Source organism: Membranihabitans maritimus (assembly GCF_021729145.1).
In the GTDB taxonomy this organism is placed as follows: Bacteria; Bacteroidota; Bacteroidia; order Chitinophagales; family Saprospiraceae; genus Membranihabitans; species Membranihabitans maritimus.
The window spans coordinates 21,584-36,766 of the sequence record NZ_JAJSLW010000018.1 but is presented as its reverse complement, the minus strand read 5'-3'; the positions used below and the strand labels follow the sequence as shown (position 1 = coordinate 36,766).

Below are 15,183 nucleotides of genomic sequence, written 5' to 3'. Positions count from 1 at the left end.
GTGTTATATGAATTGTCCGATTTGTTATACTAAGAATAATGGGGATTTTCTAAGTTTATAAAAGAGATATTAAATTCCTGAAAGAAAAACAAAACGAGATGAAAAACTATTACCCTTTGCTTTTAGTACTATTTGTGTCAACAGCGGCATGCCCATTAATCTATGGATCGGAAGTGGAAAAAGATCCATTTTCCAAGTTGAGAAAACACATATATACCTTACTAAAAGATCCGGATGTCAAAGGAGAATTCGATGAAAAAGTACGAATTTCCTTTTTTATTACGAGTGAAAATGAATTAGTAGTATTGAAGACGGATACCAGAGAAAAATCTATAGATCATTTTATAAAAGAAAAATTAAACTATAAAATAACGAATACAAAAGGAGTGGAAACCAACAAGATTTACAATTTGATAGTAGATTTTACTATCAAACCGACTTAAACTGTTGGCCGGAAGTCTACAAAACATTAATCCACTAAGAATAAGTCAGTAACAATCTTTTTATGCCAAAAGTCATCCCGCAAAAGAGTAGGATGACTTTTGTATTTTAGCATTTATCGATGGAAGATTTTTTATTAAAAGTAGAATTTTATTTTATATGGTAATTGCCTTCATTTCAATAGGTACTGCGGTCCGTATCCTCATACCTGACCTGCAATTTTTCCAGTTTTTCTTTTAGGTTTGCAGTGATTTTCTCATACCCTTCTTTTCCGTAAAGGTCATTCATTTCACCAGGATCTTTCTGAAGGTCAAATAATTCCCAATCGTCAATATCATTATAAAAGTGTATGAGTTTATATCGATCTGTTCTGATTCCGTAATGACGTTTTACCATATGTTCATTAGGGTATTCATAGTAGTGGTAGTATAAAGCTTCCCTGATATCTTCTTTTTTACCGGTAACTAATGGTACAAGTGATTCCCCTTGCATATCAGATGGGATCTTTACTCCGGCAAGGTCTAGGATAGTAGGGGCGTAGTCGATATTTTGAACTAATTCATCAATTTTTCCCGCAGCCTTTATATTTTTGGGAAATCTCATTAAAAGAGGTGTTCTCATAGATTCTTCATACATAAATCGCTTATCAAACCACCCATGTTCTCCCATGTAAAACCCCTGATCAGAGGTATAAACCACCAATGTATTATCCGATAAGCCTTTTTCTTCCAGGTAATCGAGAACTCTTCCTACATTATTATCTACGGATTTTACACATTTTAAATAATCTTCCATGTACCGTTGATATTTCCATTTCGCGAGTTCTTTGCCTGATAAATTCGCCTCTTTGAATTCTGCGATAATCGGATCGTAATATTTATCCCATGCTTTTTTTTGTTCTTCGGTAAAGCGATTGTACATAATTTGGAAATTGCGGCGATATTTGGTTTTGATTTCTCCTTCTTTGTCCAGCATTTTCAAATCATACACCAGGTCCATATCTTCGATAATACTCAATTTTTGTTCCGCTGCAGCCGTTCGCCCTTCATAATCATCAAAATAGGTATTTGGTATTTCAAAGGTCACATCCTGAAAAGTATTGAAAAGACTGGTATCCGGTTTCCAAACCCGATGTGTGGCTTTGTGGTGTAATAAGAGACAAAAAGGTTTTTTCGTATCTCTTTGATTCAGCCAATCAAGGCTTTTATCAGTAATAATATCCGTAACGTATCCCTCACTTCGGGTGGTGTCTCCGTTTTCAATGAATACCGGATTGTAGTAATTACCCTGGCCTATCAGTACTTCAGAGTGGTCAAATCCAGTAGGCACACTTTTTAGGTGCCATTTCCCTACGATTGCCGTTTCGTATCCTGCCTTTTGCAAATATTTAGGAAGGGTGGGTTGAGATCCGTCGAATGTACTGCGGTTATCAGGAAATCCATTTTTATGGCTGAACTTACCGGTAATCATAGTTGCTCTGCTGGGGCCACAAATAGAATTGGTGACAAAACTATTGGCAAATAATACCCCGTCTTTAGCAATTCGGTCTAAGTTTGGTGTATTAATAAACCGGTCGTCGTATGCACTCAGGGTTTGGTATGAATGGTCATCCGTCATAATAAAAATAATATTGGTACGGCTTTCTATAGTACCCTCCCGATCTTGATTACTACAGGAAAAAAGTAAGTGAATAGAAAGTAGGATCGCAATTAATTTAAGCTTCATAATTCGTAGGTGTTTAATATTTAAGTGAGACTAGTGAGGTGACAGGCCAATGGTCCGAAATAAAAATTTCATCCTCTATAATATAGTCTAGGTTGTGTGTATGGATGCTAAAGTACTCATTTGTAAATATATAATCTACGGAATAAGGGGGACGAGTCTTCCATTTTTCATCAAACCCATTCCCGGAGGTTCCTTTGTTGACAACTTCTTTTGCGTAATTTTCAGAAGGCACCAGTCCTGCTTCATCTTTAAATGTATTAATTAAATGATAATATATCGAATCCCCGAATTTGTGGTGTTCTCTTCTAATGTTGAAGTCACCCATTACCACTACAGGGCCGGAAGGTGCAATCTCCAGTATTTTATCTTTTATCAATTCAATACTTTTATCCCTGGCGATAATGCCTTTGTGATCAAAGTGCGTATTGAACAGCCATATTGATTGATTCGTATGGTTGTCGAGTAGTTTTACCCATGTTACTATTCTCGGCAATGCTGCATCCCAACCCGGGATGCCAATAGATTCAGGGTTTTCAGAAAGCCAAAACTGCGAATTTTCTAGCAGAGAAAACCTTTCTTGCTTCCAAAATATAGGAGTATGCTCTCCCTTGGTTTTACCATCCTCTCTTCCTTTACCCACATATTGGTAGTCATGTAAAACGGATATTAAATCAGTTAATTGTCTGTAGGTTACTTCTTGCATACCCACAATGTCTGGTTTACGACCATTAAGGTATTTATCAATTATAGGTAATCTGTTGGACCATCGGTTTTTCCCGTCTTCAGGGTTATCGTAGCGTATGTTAAAGCTCATGAGGTACATTTCGGACTCATTCGGATTTGTACAGCCCCATGAAATAGTCAATGCCAATAATATAATCTTTAATTTTATCAAGGTATTGCCTTTTTTACATCCCGCACCGACGGGTTATATTTGTATATTTAATTGTCTGCACTGTACTCAATACCCAGATCGTTTTCTCTTACTTCTTGCAATTTGGTCTTTAATTTATTTTGCATTAATTCCACTACTTCAGCATATTGAGGGTTATGCGCCAGGTTGTTGTATTGTTTTGAGTCGTGATCCATATCAAAGAGTTCCATACCTCCAGATGCATCTTCATCGTATTGAATATAGGCCCATTTTTCGGTACGAATTAAATAGGCAAACTTGCCGCGCCAACGGTGCATTGAAAAAGCCATATCTCTTACTTTTTTAGCGGGGTTTTCCAATGTTTCAATCAAACTTTTTCCCTGTATGTGGTCTGAATATTCTAAACCGGCCAATTCAGCGACAGTAGGATACAAATCAAGGAGCTCTGCAAAGGAATGGCAAATACCCGGTTTTTTCCCCGGTACTTTTATAATCATTGGAACCCGTACAGATTCTTCATGCAATGATACTTTCATCCAAAAGCGATGTTCACCAAGATGGAATCCGTGGTCAGATGTGAAAATAATGATGGTGTTGTCTTCGAGTCCTTCTTCTTTAAGTGTATTGAGTACTTTGCCTATCTGGGCATCCATATATGCTACTGAAGCATAGTAAGCTGCTACCGCTTTCTTCTCCTGTTCTTCCGACATTTGGGCATTGAGGCTGGTTACATAGTTTATCCCTCTTTCAGGTATATCGTCCCAGTCATTTTGTACCATAGGGGGAAGCACCATTTGTTCATGCGGATAGGGTTTGAAATAGCTTTTCGGAGCTACAAAAGGAACATGAGGACGCACAAAACCTACGGCCATAAAAAAAGGTTCATTTTTATGTTTTCTTATGAGCTCAGAGGCTTTTTCAGCTGTTTTACCATCGGAATGTACAAGGTCATCTCCATCGGCTTTTACCGTGGTCATTACGTTCCCTCCTTTGCGCGGGTTCAATCCGTAGGGATTATTTTGTACTAATTCAGCTTCCCCTTCGGCCTTCCATTCAGGACCCTGGCTATTGAAGCGTTCATTCCATGATGCTTCGTCATCTGTTCCATTGGAACCTTTTTCAATATCACCGGGGACCCCCATGTGGTAAATTTTACTGACGCGGGCAGTATAGTATCCATTGTCTTTGAATAGCTGGGACCAGGATTTTCTATCAGGGCCTATATTTTCACGTCCGCTGACATATCCATACGTTTGGGTAGCGCTAGGATAGTATCCGAACATCATAGATGCCCGTGATGGACCGCAAACCGGATACTGGCAGTAAGCACGTGTGTACAAGGTGCCGGAAGCCGCCAAGTTATCAATATTAGGCGTTTTGGAAAGGGTATTCTCATAAGTGGAAAGCGCTGTAGTCGTTAAGTCATCAGCAATAATAAAAAGTACATTGGGCTTCTCGTTTTGTTGCGAAAATGCGGGAAGACTGCACAGACTTGCAATGATCAGAATTATTGATCTCATATTTAATTATTCATTTTGGCTAATACCGATTCGAAAGTTTTTATTTTTTTCAGTTGTTTACGACCAAGGTGAGATTTATGGATTGGGGTGGTTTCGTAAAGATCTTTTGATAAATCATAAATCTCTCCGTTTTCATATAGTTTTAATTGGGTATCAAAGACATACCTCCTCGGTTCAAACTTTCCCCAATTGGGTGCGTAATGGCAAAAAATCCAATCACGAGTTTCAGCTTTTCTTTCGCCTTTTAATTGTGGGAAAAAACTTATTCCATCCAATATCAGCTGATTGCGGTTTATTTCACTCATTGAGACATCCAGTAGAGTAGGTACAAAATCTGTGAAATCAATAAGGTGTGAATTTACTACGCCCGGTTCAATCGTTCCCTGCCACTTTGCAATTAAGGGCACATGTGTACCCAAATCATTAGTGTATCCCTTGTTCCCTTTTAGTTTTTGGCCCTGGAAATTCGAGGTAACATCCCTGTCAGTACCGTTGTCTCCAACAAATAATATCAAGGTATTTTCCGAAAGGTCCAGGCTTTCCACCTTTTTAATTATCCGTCCCACAAGGTGGTCCATATAATTGACCATTTCTCCAAAATATTTGGCATCATTGGTTCTTTTTTCCGGATCGTAACTATTGAATCCGTTTGAAAAGGGTGTTGGTAAAAATGGATCGTGTGTAATACACATAGGATAGTATACGAAAAATGGATGATCCTGATTTGTTTCCATAAAATCTTCAATATAATCAACAAACAGGTCCGGTCCGTATTCACCGGGATAGGTTTGCAGTCCTTTTTCTTTTGTATCTATAGTAGGGCTTTTGTAGCGAAATCCTCGGTCTTTCACCTGCCAGAGGCTATAAGAATCAAATCCCGCCTGATCGGGGAGACTTCCTAATTTGCCGTTAACCAATTTTCGCTGTACGTCATTCCCATACAATTGCCATTTACCGGCTATACAGGTTTTGTAACCCTCTTCCTGCATTCTGTGCCCAAAGGTTTTTTCCTTAGGGTCAAGGATACCGAAACCAACATAATTTCGGAAGTTGTATTTCCCTGTCATTATTTGGACACGGGAAGGTGTACACAAAGGCATTGAATGGCAATTTTCAAATAACATGCCCTCATCGGCCATTTTATCGAGATTCGGTGTATTATAATCATCGCTTCCATAGCACCCGAGGGTCTCATAGCCTAAATCATCGGCCATAATAAGGATGATGTTAGGTTTTTCCTGCGCAACTGACTTTACGGTAAATGTGAATAAAAGTATAAACACCGATAAGCAGACCTGAAATGGGAAATGTCTGTAGAATAAGTTACGTTTCATATTATATAATACAAATAGATAAGGTAAATACATTGATTCGATTGAATCAAAATTCAAAAAAATGCTTTAGCAGGAAAGAAAATACGGCAATTTTCATAATTCGCTCTTGTTTAAAGGGACGATCCCGGAATTTGATCATAAACCAAACCCCTCTTGTATAAGGTTCTGTAAGATTTGATTTTCATCAATAGTATCAAACCTCTTTTTGTCATAAATGTCCGCTAAGAGAACCGTTTTAGATTTGAAAATAACGCAAGTGATAACCCTGGCACCTCCTGATTTTCCACGTTTTTTCCCAGTTATTGAAATTCTGATTTTATAAAGATTTTTACCTAAGGGCGTTCCAAGATTAGGGTTATTAGAAAGCTGTTTTCCCAACTTTTCTAAATCATGTTTTAAGGACGGATATTTTTTAGCTAATTTTTTAGCACTTTTTTTAAATCTGTTGCTAAATTGTATATCAAAGCTCATCGAGGAGATCTTTCAACGGATAAGTTTCAAGATTTCCGGCTTTAAAATCTTCAACATCGGCCAATACCCCTTTCATTTGATCTTTGAATTGAAATTCCTGTAACTTTTTCTTTATGATTTCCCAGTCCTTCAATGATATGAGTACAGCGGTTTTATTCCCATCCTGATCTGTCAAATATTGTACCGACATAGTTTTAACGTATTTACTTTTTTAAATATAAATATATTATTGAGTTTTAGGATACTTTTTATAAAAGTATTTAATGGAGAAATTGTATAATCAGTTCCCGAATCATTCACATCTTATTTACTCCTCTAGTCCAGAGATCCACTTGTAAATATATTTTCGTTCTCTTTCGGCAAATCGGTCATAGTCTTCAGGGCTGGCGAACTGCAGATTGCCTGACTTTTCCTGAAGTTGAAAAATTTCTCCCGCCTGTAGGACAGTGTTCTCTATATCTTCTATCCTTTTATTTTTTTGAAGGCTTGGAGCAACAATCAGTACGGGGCGCGGGGCAATGCTAGCTATTATTTCATTAAAGTCTACGGGAATATGACCTTCCTGACCTATAAAAAAGCCTAATCGGGGTAATAAACCGTGATAGTGAGAGTAGGCCTTTACACTTTCCAAAGAGCTACCTGATACGGGGGTTCGCCAGGGCACAAATCCCGAAGAAGAGGCTACCCCTGCTATTCTTTCATCAATGGCAGTAGCTAATAATCCTACTGTTCCGCCCAGTGAATACCCGGTAACATAAATATTATTTTCATCTATTTCATCCATATTGGAGAGAGCATCTACAGCACTTTGTACGTCGGTGACCATCTTACCCATTTTAGACCATCGGGGATACCTTTCATAAAACCTGCTTCCTTCTTCAATTCGATTTCCGAAGCCCAGCATATCGAAAGAAAAAACAGCAAATCCTTTATCGACCAGTGTTTCGAAATACGACTGAATTTCATGATCGAATCCCATGGACGTAAATCCTTTGGAATAATCAAATTCATGGAGATAAATAATAACAGGTAATTTGGCGTTTTTGACCACTTTATCTTTAGGGTAATAAAGGTACCCGAATAAATTATCTCCGAAACCGTCATATGGACTTACAGGCATTTTTCCCATTTTCTCAGTTGGTTCGGGGCGTTGTAAAAAATGACCAAAACTTTCTTCCCCCCGCCCCCGGTTTTTAATGGTTCCAGGGCCGGGATTGGTAACGCCTGCCGGTTTTTCACCGAGGATCCATTGTATTGTTTTATTGATATTTTTCCTTTCTTTTTCCCATTGTGTGATTGAAGAGATATTATTTTCTTCATTCTTCAGTATGGATTTTGATTTGGAACGATCGGGGAAATCCATTGGATCAATATCTTCGCCCGTGCGTTCTTTCCATTTTTCAAAGGAATAAGGGTATAATAACTCTTCCGTGGGTTTGTATTCACTTCGTCCGAAGACATAATCAAAAAAGTCAATATAATCTTCCAGGTCCCTGGCCGATACACTGTGTTTACCGTATCGGTTTCTAACGGCAATATGTTGGGAGTCTCCAAGGAAATCATATACTTTTTTGCTTTGTTTATATGCTTGTTCAATACCCCAGGGGTTACTGGCAACTTCATTTATGGCGGTGCTAAGCATCAAGCCTCTGGGAGCGATGAGGGCCATGAAGTGGTTTTGGTCCACGGGAAGTTTTTCTTCACGGCCTATAAAAAAACGCAGCCGGGGATGAAGCCAGGAAGGCTGAGCACAGGCGAGTAAAGCGATGTCCTCTACGTCAAAAGGTTGGGAGCAATATCGCCAGGGTACTTCTGCTCCTGTTCCGCCACTGCTAGTGATTACGGCTGTAATTCTTTCGTCAAATGCAGCAGCCATAAGGGATTGCTTTCCGTTCCTGGAATGTCCGGTGAGACCAATTTTATCCCGGTCAACAAATGGAAGCGTATATAAATAATCTATGGCCCTGAAACAACCGTATGCCCTTCGCATTAATCTGGTAAAATCATATTCACCTGCCCAGATTCTACTGTAGTCTTCTGTGTCATCCTTTCTGTCTGCTCCGGCATATATACATCCTATATACCCTCTCCTTACAGCAATTTGTGCCCATTCTCTGTGGTTCCATTGGCTCATAAACACCGGAAAGGGCCCAGTACCGGGAGGGATCATTAATTCCAATGTTAATTTGGCTTGATGGCTTGGGCCAAAAGAAAGTTCGATCATTTGTACTTTTACCTCCCCATCCATTTTTTCAGAGATAATTTTTGATTTGAGATTGTCAGGGGCAGGAGGGAAGGTGCCTGTGATATAATATTGAAGTTGCTCTTTCATCCATTCCCTTTTTTGCTTCCATTGTTCCATAGTTTTTACGGGTATGTTTTTATTACCTTCATCAATTGTCAATGGGTCGGGTAAAGAGGGAATGGAGGGCATTTTATCAAAGTCAGGTGGAAGTTCCCCGGTTCTCTTTAGCCAGTCATTGAATGTCGAATCCAGGTATGATACCCTGCCATATCCTGGTCTGTCGGGTGGAAGAAGGTTGACAATTTGGCGTAATAATTCTTTACGTTTGGTTGTGTCAGCAGATTGGTCATCCATTGTGTTCGATGAGTAGATCGGTTGAAAATCACTTGAAAAAGACAAAATCAATCCTAATATTAGAGTGGAAAGAGTAATAAAGACTAGAGGTTTTATCGATAATTGCATTGGAATATTTTTTCTAATTGTTAATAATTTTAAACCAATTTACCATGTCTTGAATCATATCTTCGGAGAAATGATCATATGTTGGTGGTTGTATAAACTGTAAATTACTTTTTGATTGTATAGATGCAGTAATTTCTTCAACATGTTTTTTGGGGTGATGCCTGTCTTCAGTAGGGGCGATTACCATAATCGGTGTGGGAAGTATACCTTGTAAAACATCGTCGAAATCCACAGGAATGTAGGATTCCTTTCCTTCAAAAAGTCCAAGCCTTGGAATTAGTCCGTGTAAGTGTGAGTAATGGCGATTTCCTTCAATAGAAGCATCTGGTCTTTTGAAAGATCCAAAGGCTCCCGATACGGCTACTCCTTTTATCCGATCATCCAGAGCGGCCGCAAATAAAGCGACTGCTCCTCCCATACTATACCCGGACAGGTATACTTTTTCCGTGTCAATAAATGAAATTCTTTGAGAGGCATCATTGATTATATTTCTCGTATCCGCTACCATTTTACCCATAAGGGACCATTTTGGATAACGGTTGTAGAATTGTTTGGCTTCTTCAATTCGTGTGCCAAATCCAATTTGATCAAAAGTTATTACGGCAAAACCCTGACGGGTTAATTGTTGGAGTAAAGGGGTTAATTTTTTCCGGTATCCAGAAGGGTAAGCGTACTCATGCAAGAATATAACCAACGGATATTTTCCTTGTATTGAATGGTTTATTATTTCCACCTTTTCCGGAAGGTATAGGTTCGCCCAAAGATAATCTCCTATAGAATTGTAAGGCCGAATTAGCATTTTTTGCATTCCTTCCCACCGGTGCTGGCCAATGACATCTCCCAGGTAATCGTCTTCTGTTTTTCTTTTTTCCCAGCTAAGATCTGAATTATTTAATATTCCGGGAGGTTCTTCCCCCAACAACCAGTTTAATCTTTTCCTTATACTTTGTATGGATTCATCTGATTGATCAAACGTAGGCCGTCTTTCAAAGGATTCCCCCGTATTTATTTGCCATTTATCAAAAGAATAATCGTAGAATAATTCATTTTTCGGCTGCTTGTCGGAGCGGCCAAAAATAAAATCGAAAAAATCTATAAAATCTTCGATATCACGGGCTGCTGTGGCATGTCTTCCTCCTCTCAAGTTAATGGCTATGTGATTTTCAGCATCGAGAAAATTATACACTTTTTTCACAGATTTATAGGCTCTTTCAATAGCCCAGGGATTTCCCTGTCCTTCGGTAATAGCAGAACTCAGCATTAACCCCCTGGGGGCTATCAGGGCCATCAGGGAGTGTTGGTCAATTGGAAGTTTGTGTTCTTTGCCAATGAACAGTTTTATCCGGGGGTGAAACCATGAAGGGTTTTTTCGCGTAATTTCTTCTATCGGATTATTATCAAATCTTTCGTCAGTAAATCTAAAAGGATTTTCGGCGCCTGTCCCACCACTACTGCTAACTACAGCATCAATTCTTTCATCAAATGCTGCAGCCATGAGTGATTGTTTTGCATTTCTTGAGTGACCTGTGAGACCAATTTTAGTAGTATCCACTATTTCGGGTATAGAATATAAGTAATCTACTACGCGATGAGCTCCCCATGCTCGCCTCATAAGTCGGCCAAAGTCGGCATCTGGATAAATATTCGAATAATTTTCAGTATCATCCTTGGAATCTGCGCCGGCATAAATACAACCTATATACCCTCTACGTATTGCTATTTGCGCCCATCCCCGGTGATTCCATTGTGTCATAAATACTGGAAGGGGGGATTCTGAAGGGGGGATTAGTAATTCCAGTGTCATTTTAGCCTGTTTCTCCGGACCGAAATACAGTTCTATCATTCGAATTATTACACCGTTCTCTTCCCTTTCTGAAATAATTCTGGTATCAAGAAAAGAAGGGGGGGGTGGAATTGATCCGGAGATCCAATACTGGTATTGTTCTTTTATTTTCTTTTTATTTTGCTTCCAGTCTTCTAATCGAAAATTGGAATTTGTATTGGTTTTATTCTCAAAAGTCAGTAGAGTCGGAAGGAATGGATTTTCGGGAAGCGAATTAAATCTTTGCCGTTCTATTGGCGTTGTGGACTGTCCTTTTAATACACTGCAAAATACGGCTACAATAAAGATTACTATAATGAAGCCGTATTTCATAGTGTATTACAATTTTTTATTGAGAAATTTTTTCCAACCATTTTGCCATAGATTGAACCATATTTGGGGAAAATTCATCATATGTTGCCGGTTGGATAAACTTTAAAGAATTTTTTTCATCGACATTAGATATTATCTTTTCAACATGCTGTCTGGGGTGGTGTCGGTCTTCAGTAGGTGCGATTACCAAAGTTGGATTTGGAACTATAGCATTTAAAATATCATCAAAATCTACAGGAATATGGGATTCTTCCCCTTCAAATAGTCCCAGTCTGGGAATAAGCCCATGTAAGTGGGAATAATGGCGATTACCCTCAATGGAAGTAGCCGTGGTTTTGAAAGAACCGAAGGCTCCCGAAACGGCTACTCCTTTTACACGATCATCTAGGACTGCCGTAAAAAGTGCTACTGTACCTCCAAGACTATAACCGGCCAGGTATACCTTTTCCGGATCGACAAATGAAATTCTTTGGGTTGCGTCATTGATAATATTTCTTGTATCTGCTACCATTTTGCCCATGAGAGACCAGCGTGGATAACGGTCATAAAAATTTTTAGCTTCTTCAATCCGCGTACCAAATCCTGCCTGGTCGAAAGCCAAAACCGCAAAGCCCTTTTCAGTAAGTTCTTTTAATATCTGTGTTATTCTTCTTCTGTATCCGGTAGGGTAGGAGTATTCATGTAAGAATATAACCAAAGGGTATTTTCCTTGTATTGAATGGTTGCTTATTTCTACATTTTCCGGGAGGTATAGGTTTGCCCATAAATAATCCCCCATAGAGTTGTATGGTCGAATCAGCATTTTCTGCATTCCATCCCACCGGGGTTGACCAATGACATCTCCCAGGTAATCGTCTTCTGTTTTTCTCTTTTCCCAACTTAGATCAGAATTATTCAATATACCGGGAGGTTCATCTCCTAGCAACCAGTTTAATTTGTTTCTAATACCTTTCGTGGATACATCTGATGGATCGAATTTGGGTATCATCTCAAAGGATTCACCCGTCTTGGACTGCCATTCATCAAAAGAATAGTCGTAGAATATTTCATTTTTTGGTTGTTTGTCGGACCGGCCAAAAATAAAATCGAAAAAATCTACAAAATCTTCGATATCACGGGCTGCTGTAGCGTGTCTTCCTCCTCTCAAGTTAATGGCTATTTGATCTTCAGCATCGAGAAAATCATATACCTTTCCTACGGATTTATAGGCTTTTCCAATTGCCCAAGGATTGCCTTGCCCTTCGGTTATAGCGGAACTCAACATTAACCCCCTGGGGGCTATCAGTGCCATCAGGGAGTGTTGATCTACGGGCAATTTATGCTCTTGTCCGGAAAAAAGACGTAACCTTGGATGGAACCAATGGGGGAATTTCCGGGTGATTTCTTCTACTGATTCTGTATCGAATCGATTATCGGTAAATCGAAACAGACTTTCACCGCCGGTTCCACCACTACTACTTACCACTGCATCGATACGGTCGTCGAAAGCTGCAGCCATGAGCGATTGTTTTCCATTTCGGGAGTGTCCTGTAAGTGCTATTTTATTAGTATCCACTTCTGGTAAAGTGTATAGATAATCAACTGCACGGTGGCATCCCCAGGCTCTTTTCATCAGTGTTGCAAAATCACTTCCAGTATAAATTTCAGAATAATTTTCTGTATCATCTTTGGCATCAGCTCCGGCATAAACGCATCCAATATACCCTCTTCTTACAGCTACCTGTGCCCATCCACGATGGTTCCATTGTGTCATAAATACTGGAAGTGGACGGTCTGAAGGTGGAATTAGTAATTCCAGGGTCATTTTTGCTTTATATTCCGGACCAAATTGAAGTTCTACCATGCGGATTATCACTCCGTTTTCTTCTCTTTCTGACAATATTTTGGAATCAAAACCAGAAGGGGCTTCCGGAATTGAACCGGAAACCCAATACTGATATTGTTCTTTTATCCACTCCCTTTTTTGTTCCCACTGACCTGGGTGAGAAATATCTTCGATAATCCCACCAGAATTCAATTCTAATAATTCAGGCAAAAAAGGTTGGTCAGGTAGTCCGCTGACTACCTGACGATCAGATTCCAAACCCTGACCATAAATTTTCTGAATCCCAGGCAAGAAGTTACCCATCAAAATGAGAAGAATTATACATCCTATTTTGTTGTAGCTACTTGTCATTCTATTGTTTGTATAGGTTCGACATTGTTTTGGGCTCCATCATAGCCTTCATTTTGATTGATTATTGCCTGTGTATTGGCTTCAATTACGCTTTGAGGAATTGGCAATAGGACATTATGAGGAGAAATATAAGCAATTGCACCCCGCCAAATAGGAGGATTTGGTTCTTGATAGTGATTATTTACGCGCATTACTCTGTCAAAAAACCAGTTTTTTTCGCTAAAGGTATTCAGGTTGTACCCGTTAATATTTTCATGTGCCATAATATATGAAACCCTTACCATTTCATTGTGCCGGGGTTCTTCCATGTACAATTCTCTGGCTCTTTCATCAAAAATATAGTCAATTGTCACTTCTTCGGAAGTGATTAAAGGGGCATTTGATCGTGCCCGTACCATATTGATATCTTCTGCAGCCAATCCCATTTCTCCTTTCCAGAAATAGGCTTCCGCTCGTAGTAAATGGGTTTCGGCAAGCCGGAAGATATACCAGTCAGCTTCACCACCTATGGGTAGCCGGGTATTTGGGGTAAGGACGAAAGTTTTGTATTGAGGCCAGGGATACCAGGTATCAAAAGTATCTGTTAGGCTACCATAAAATTCTTTGCTCAAAGGCTCTCCTAATTGAGGGGAACCAGGGGCATTTACAGTTATTTCGTTCATTTCAATCCAGTTGATGTCAGATCTTCGTAGATCAGGAGTTGTTTCCCATGTATATCCTTCGTCTTTCCAAATTGTATAATGCCAATAGGCATTTGTTCGCACATCTGCATTGCCAATGCCCAGCGTATCACTTCCCGGAGTACTCCAATTGTGCGCCCTTTGACCGGTACTTTCCAGGACTTTCCAGTAAGAGGGGGTATATCTCCGGTTAGAGTATACGCCTCCGGAGCGCGCATCGGGAGGACCATCAGGACGATCAATGGTGGCATAAATGGTTTCTTTATTTTGGGCGATATTCCTGTTTTGCCATCGATGGAGGTCCCATTGTACATTACGTACCGGATCGTCTGCATCTATACCAAAGCGTTCGGTCATCAATTCATAAGGACCGTTTATAACTTTATTGGCTGCTTCTATAGCTCCGTCAAAATTAGTATTGGCCAGGTAAACCTTAGCAAGCAAGTGGTTAGCAGCACCTTGTGTCATGTCTCCTAACCGCTCGGCAGTCTCAGGTAAATGCTCTGCTGCCCATTCGAGGTCTGATTGAATTTTATTTAAAATGGCTTCACGTGAATAGGTCTGGAAATCCAGTTTTGCCCCCTCAATTTCTTGACCAACCCATGGTATGTCTCCATAAGTATGAACCAATCTGTAATACCAGTATGCTCTATGCCATAGGGCTTCTGCTAATATTTTATCGTGAAGTGCCTGATCACTCCAGTCAATATTGTCGATATTATCGATAAGGACATTGGAGTTTTTAATAAACCCATACACATCATTATACATTTTCAGATAAGGCCAGGTAGGGCCGTTACTTGGTGTGATGATTCTTAAATCAGAAGGGAATATCGATATGGCAAGATCGGATAAGGTATGCTCCATTGAAATAAAGTGGTACCCTCCGTCACCTCCTGAAACTTCTCTTCTGATATCTTTTCTCATTTTGACCAGAATGGCCTCAAATCCATCTTCACTAATATAGGCATTGCCGGGTGAAAAGAAGGACAATGGTTCTGGTTCGAGCCATTCGTCTTTGCAAGAAAAAAGCGAAACGGTTATGAGAAAGAATATTGATATTAATTTATACGTATTTTTCATAGCTATAATCATTTATA

At 39.5% G+C, this 15,183-nt stretch carries 11 protein-coding genes; 1 reads left to right on the top strand and 10 read right to left on the bottom strand.

Annotated features, from left to right (window positions below):
- Nucleotides 1-98: 98 nt before the first annotated feature.
- The gene (locus tag LVD47_RS18280) at nucleotides 99-443 is read left to right on the top strand and encodes a hypothetical protein (RefSeq protein ID WP_236979496.1); all 345 of its coding nucleotides are present in this window, start codon (nucleotides 99-101) and stop codon (nucleotides 441-443) included.
- Between the two features lie 175 nt (nucleotides 444-618).
- Here the strand turns inward: LVD47_RS18280 and LVD47_RS18275 are convergent, their stop codons facing one another.
- The 10 genes from LVD47_RS18275 to LVD47_RS18230 all read right to left on the bottom strand — a co-directional run bounded on the left by LVD47_RS18275 (nucleotide 619) and on the right by LVD47_RS18230 (nucleotide 15,166).
- Complete coding sequence (locus tag LVD47_RS18275) at nucleotides 619-2,166, bottom strand: sulfatase family protein (protein WP_236979495.1); 1,548 nt, start codon at nucleotides 2,164-2,166, stop codon at nucleotides 619-621.
- Between the two features lie 13 nt (nucleotides 2,167-2,179).
- A complete protein-coding gene (locus LVD47_RS18270) occupies nucleotides 2,180-3,061 on the bottom strand; it encodes an endonuclease/exonuclease/phosphatase family protein (protein ID WP_236979494.1) in 882 nt (293 codons plus the stop codon).
- 47 nt (nucleotides 3,062-3,108) lie between these two features.
- Nucleotides 3,109-4,560: a sulfatase gene (locus LVD47_RS18265; protein WP_236979493.1), complete on the bottom strand. Its 1,452-nt coding sequence runs from the start codon at nucleotides 4,558-4,560 to the stop codon at nucleotides 3,109-3,111.
- 2 nt (nucleotides 4,561-4,562) lie between these two features.
- Nucleotides 4,563-5,894: a sulfatase family protein gene (locus tag LVD47_RS18260; RefSeq protein ID WP_236979491.1), complete on the bottom strand. Its 1,332-nt coding sequence runs from the start codon at nucleotides 5,892-5,894 to the stop codon at nucleotides 4,563-4,565.
- 135 nt (nucleotides 5,895-6,029) lie between these two features.
- On the bottom strand, nucleotides 6,030-6,365 hold the full coding sequence (locus LVD47_RS18255; protein WP_236979490.1) for an addiction module toxin RelE: 336 nt from the start codon (nucleotides 6,363-6,365) through the stop codon (nucleotides 6,030-6,032).
- Nucleotides 6,355-6,555, bottom strand: a complete 201-nt coding sequence (locus LVD47_RS18250; protein ID WP_236979489.1) for a hypothetical protein — start codon at nucleotides 6,553-6,555, stop codon at nucleotides 6,355-6,357. Before LVD47_RS18250 ends, LVD47_RS18255 begins: the two co-directional genes overlap by 11 nt.
- Nucleotides 6,556-6,672: 117 nt before the next feature.
- Nucleotides 6,673-9,072 (bottom strand): alpha/beta fold hydrolase, encoded by a 2,400-nt coding sequence (locus LVD47_RS18245; RefSeq protein ID WP_236979488.1) that lies wholly within the window; start codon nucleotides 9,070-9,072, stop codon nucleotides 6,673-6,675.
- Nucleotides 9,073-9,085: 13 nt separating this feature from the next.
- Nucleotides 9,086-11,227, bottom strand: a complete 2,142-nt coding sequence (locus LVD47_RS18240; RefSeq protein WP_236979487.1) for an alpha/beta fold hydrolase — start codon at nucleotides 11,225-11,227, stop codon at nucleotides 9,086-9,088.
- Between the two features lie 16 nt (nucleotides 11,228-11,243).
- Nucleotides 11,244-13,403, bottom strand: coding sequence for an alpha/beta fold hydrolase (locus LVD47_RS18235; RefSeq protein WP_236979483.1), 2,160 nt, complete (start codon nucleotides 13,401-13,403; stop codon nucleotides 11,244-11,246).
- The gene (locus tag LVD47_RS18230; protein ID WP_236979482.1) at nucleotides 13,400-15,166 is read right to left on the bottom strand and encodes a RagB/SusD family nutrient uptake outer membrane protein; all 1,767 of its coding nucleotides are present in this window, start codon (nucleotides 15,164-15,166) and stop codon (nucleotides 13,400-13,402) included. Before LVD47_RS18230 ends, LVD47_RS18235 begins: the two co-directional genes overlap by 4 nt.
- Nucleotides 15,167-15,183: the final 17 nt, after the last annotated feature.

Bases quoted from the DNA above. Each gene is read 5' to 3' on its own strand.
- LVD47_RS18280 (WP_236979496.1), top strand. From the start codon at position 99: ATGAAAAACTATTACCCTTTGCTTTTAGTACTATTTGTGTCAACAGCG.
- LVD47_RS18275 (WP_236979495.1), bottom strand. From the start codon at position 2,166: ATGAAGCTTAAATTAATTGCGATCCTACTTTCTATTCACTTACTTTTT.
- LVD47_RS18265 (WP_236979493.1), bottom strand. From the start codon at position 4,560: ATGAGATCAATAATTCTGATCATTGCAAGTCTGTGCAGTCTTCCCGCA.
- LVD47_RS18260 (WP_236979491.1), bottom strand. From the start codon at position 5,894: ATGAAACGTAACTTATTCTACAGACATTTCCCATTTCAGGTCTGCTTA.
- LVD47_RS18255 (WP_236979490.1), bottom strand. From the start codon at position 6,365: ATGAGCTTTGATATACAATTTAGCAACAGATTTAAAAAAAGTGCTAAA.
- LVD47_RS18250 (WP_236979489.1), bottom strand. From the start codon at position 6,555: ATGTCGGTACAATATTTGACAGATCAGGATGGGAATAAAACCGCTGTA.
- LVD47_RS18245 (WP_236979488.1), bottom strand. From the start codon at position 9,072: ATGCAATTATCGATAAAACCTCTAGTCTTTATTACTCTTTCCACTCTA.
- LVD47_RS18240 (WP_236979487.1), bottom strand. From the start codon at position 11,227: ATGAAATACGGCTTCATTATAGTAATCTTTATTGTAGCCGTATTTTGC.
- LVD47_RS18235 (WP_236979483.1), bottom strand. From the start codon at position 13,403: ATGACAAGTAGCTACAACAAAATAGGATGTATAATTCTTCTCATTTTG.
- LVD47_RS18230 (WP_236979482.1), bottom strand. From the start codon at position 15,166: ATGAAAAATACGTATAAATTAATATCAATATTCTTTCTCATAACCGTT.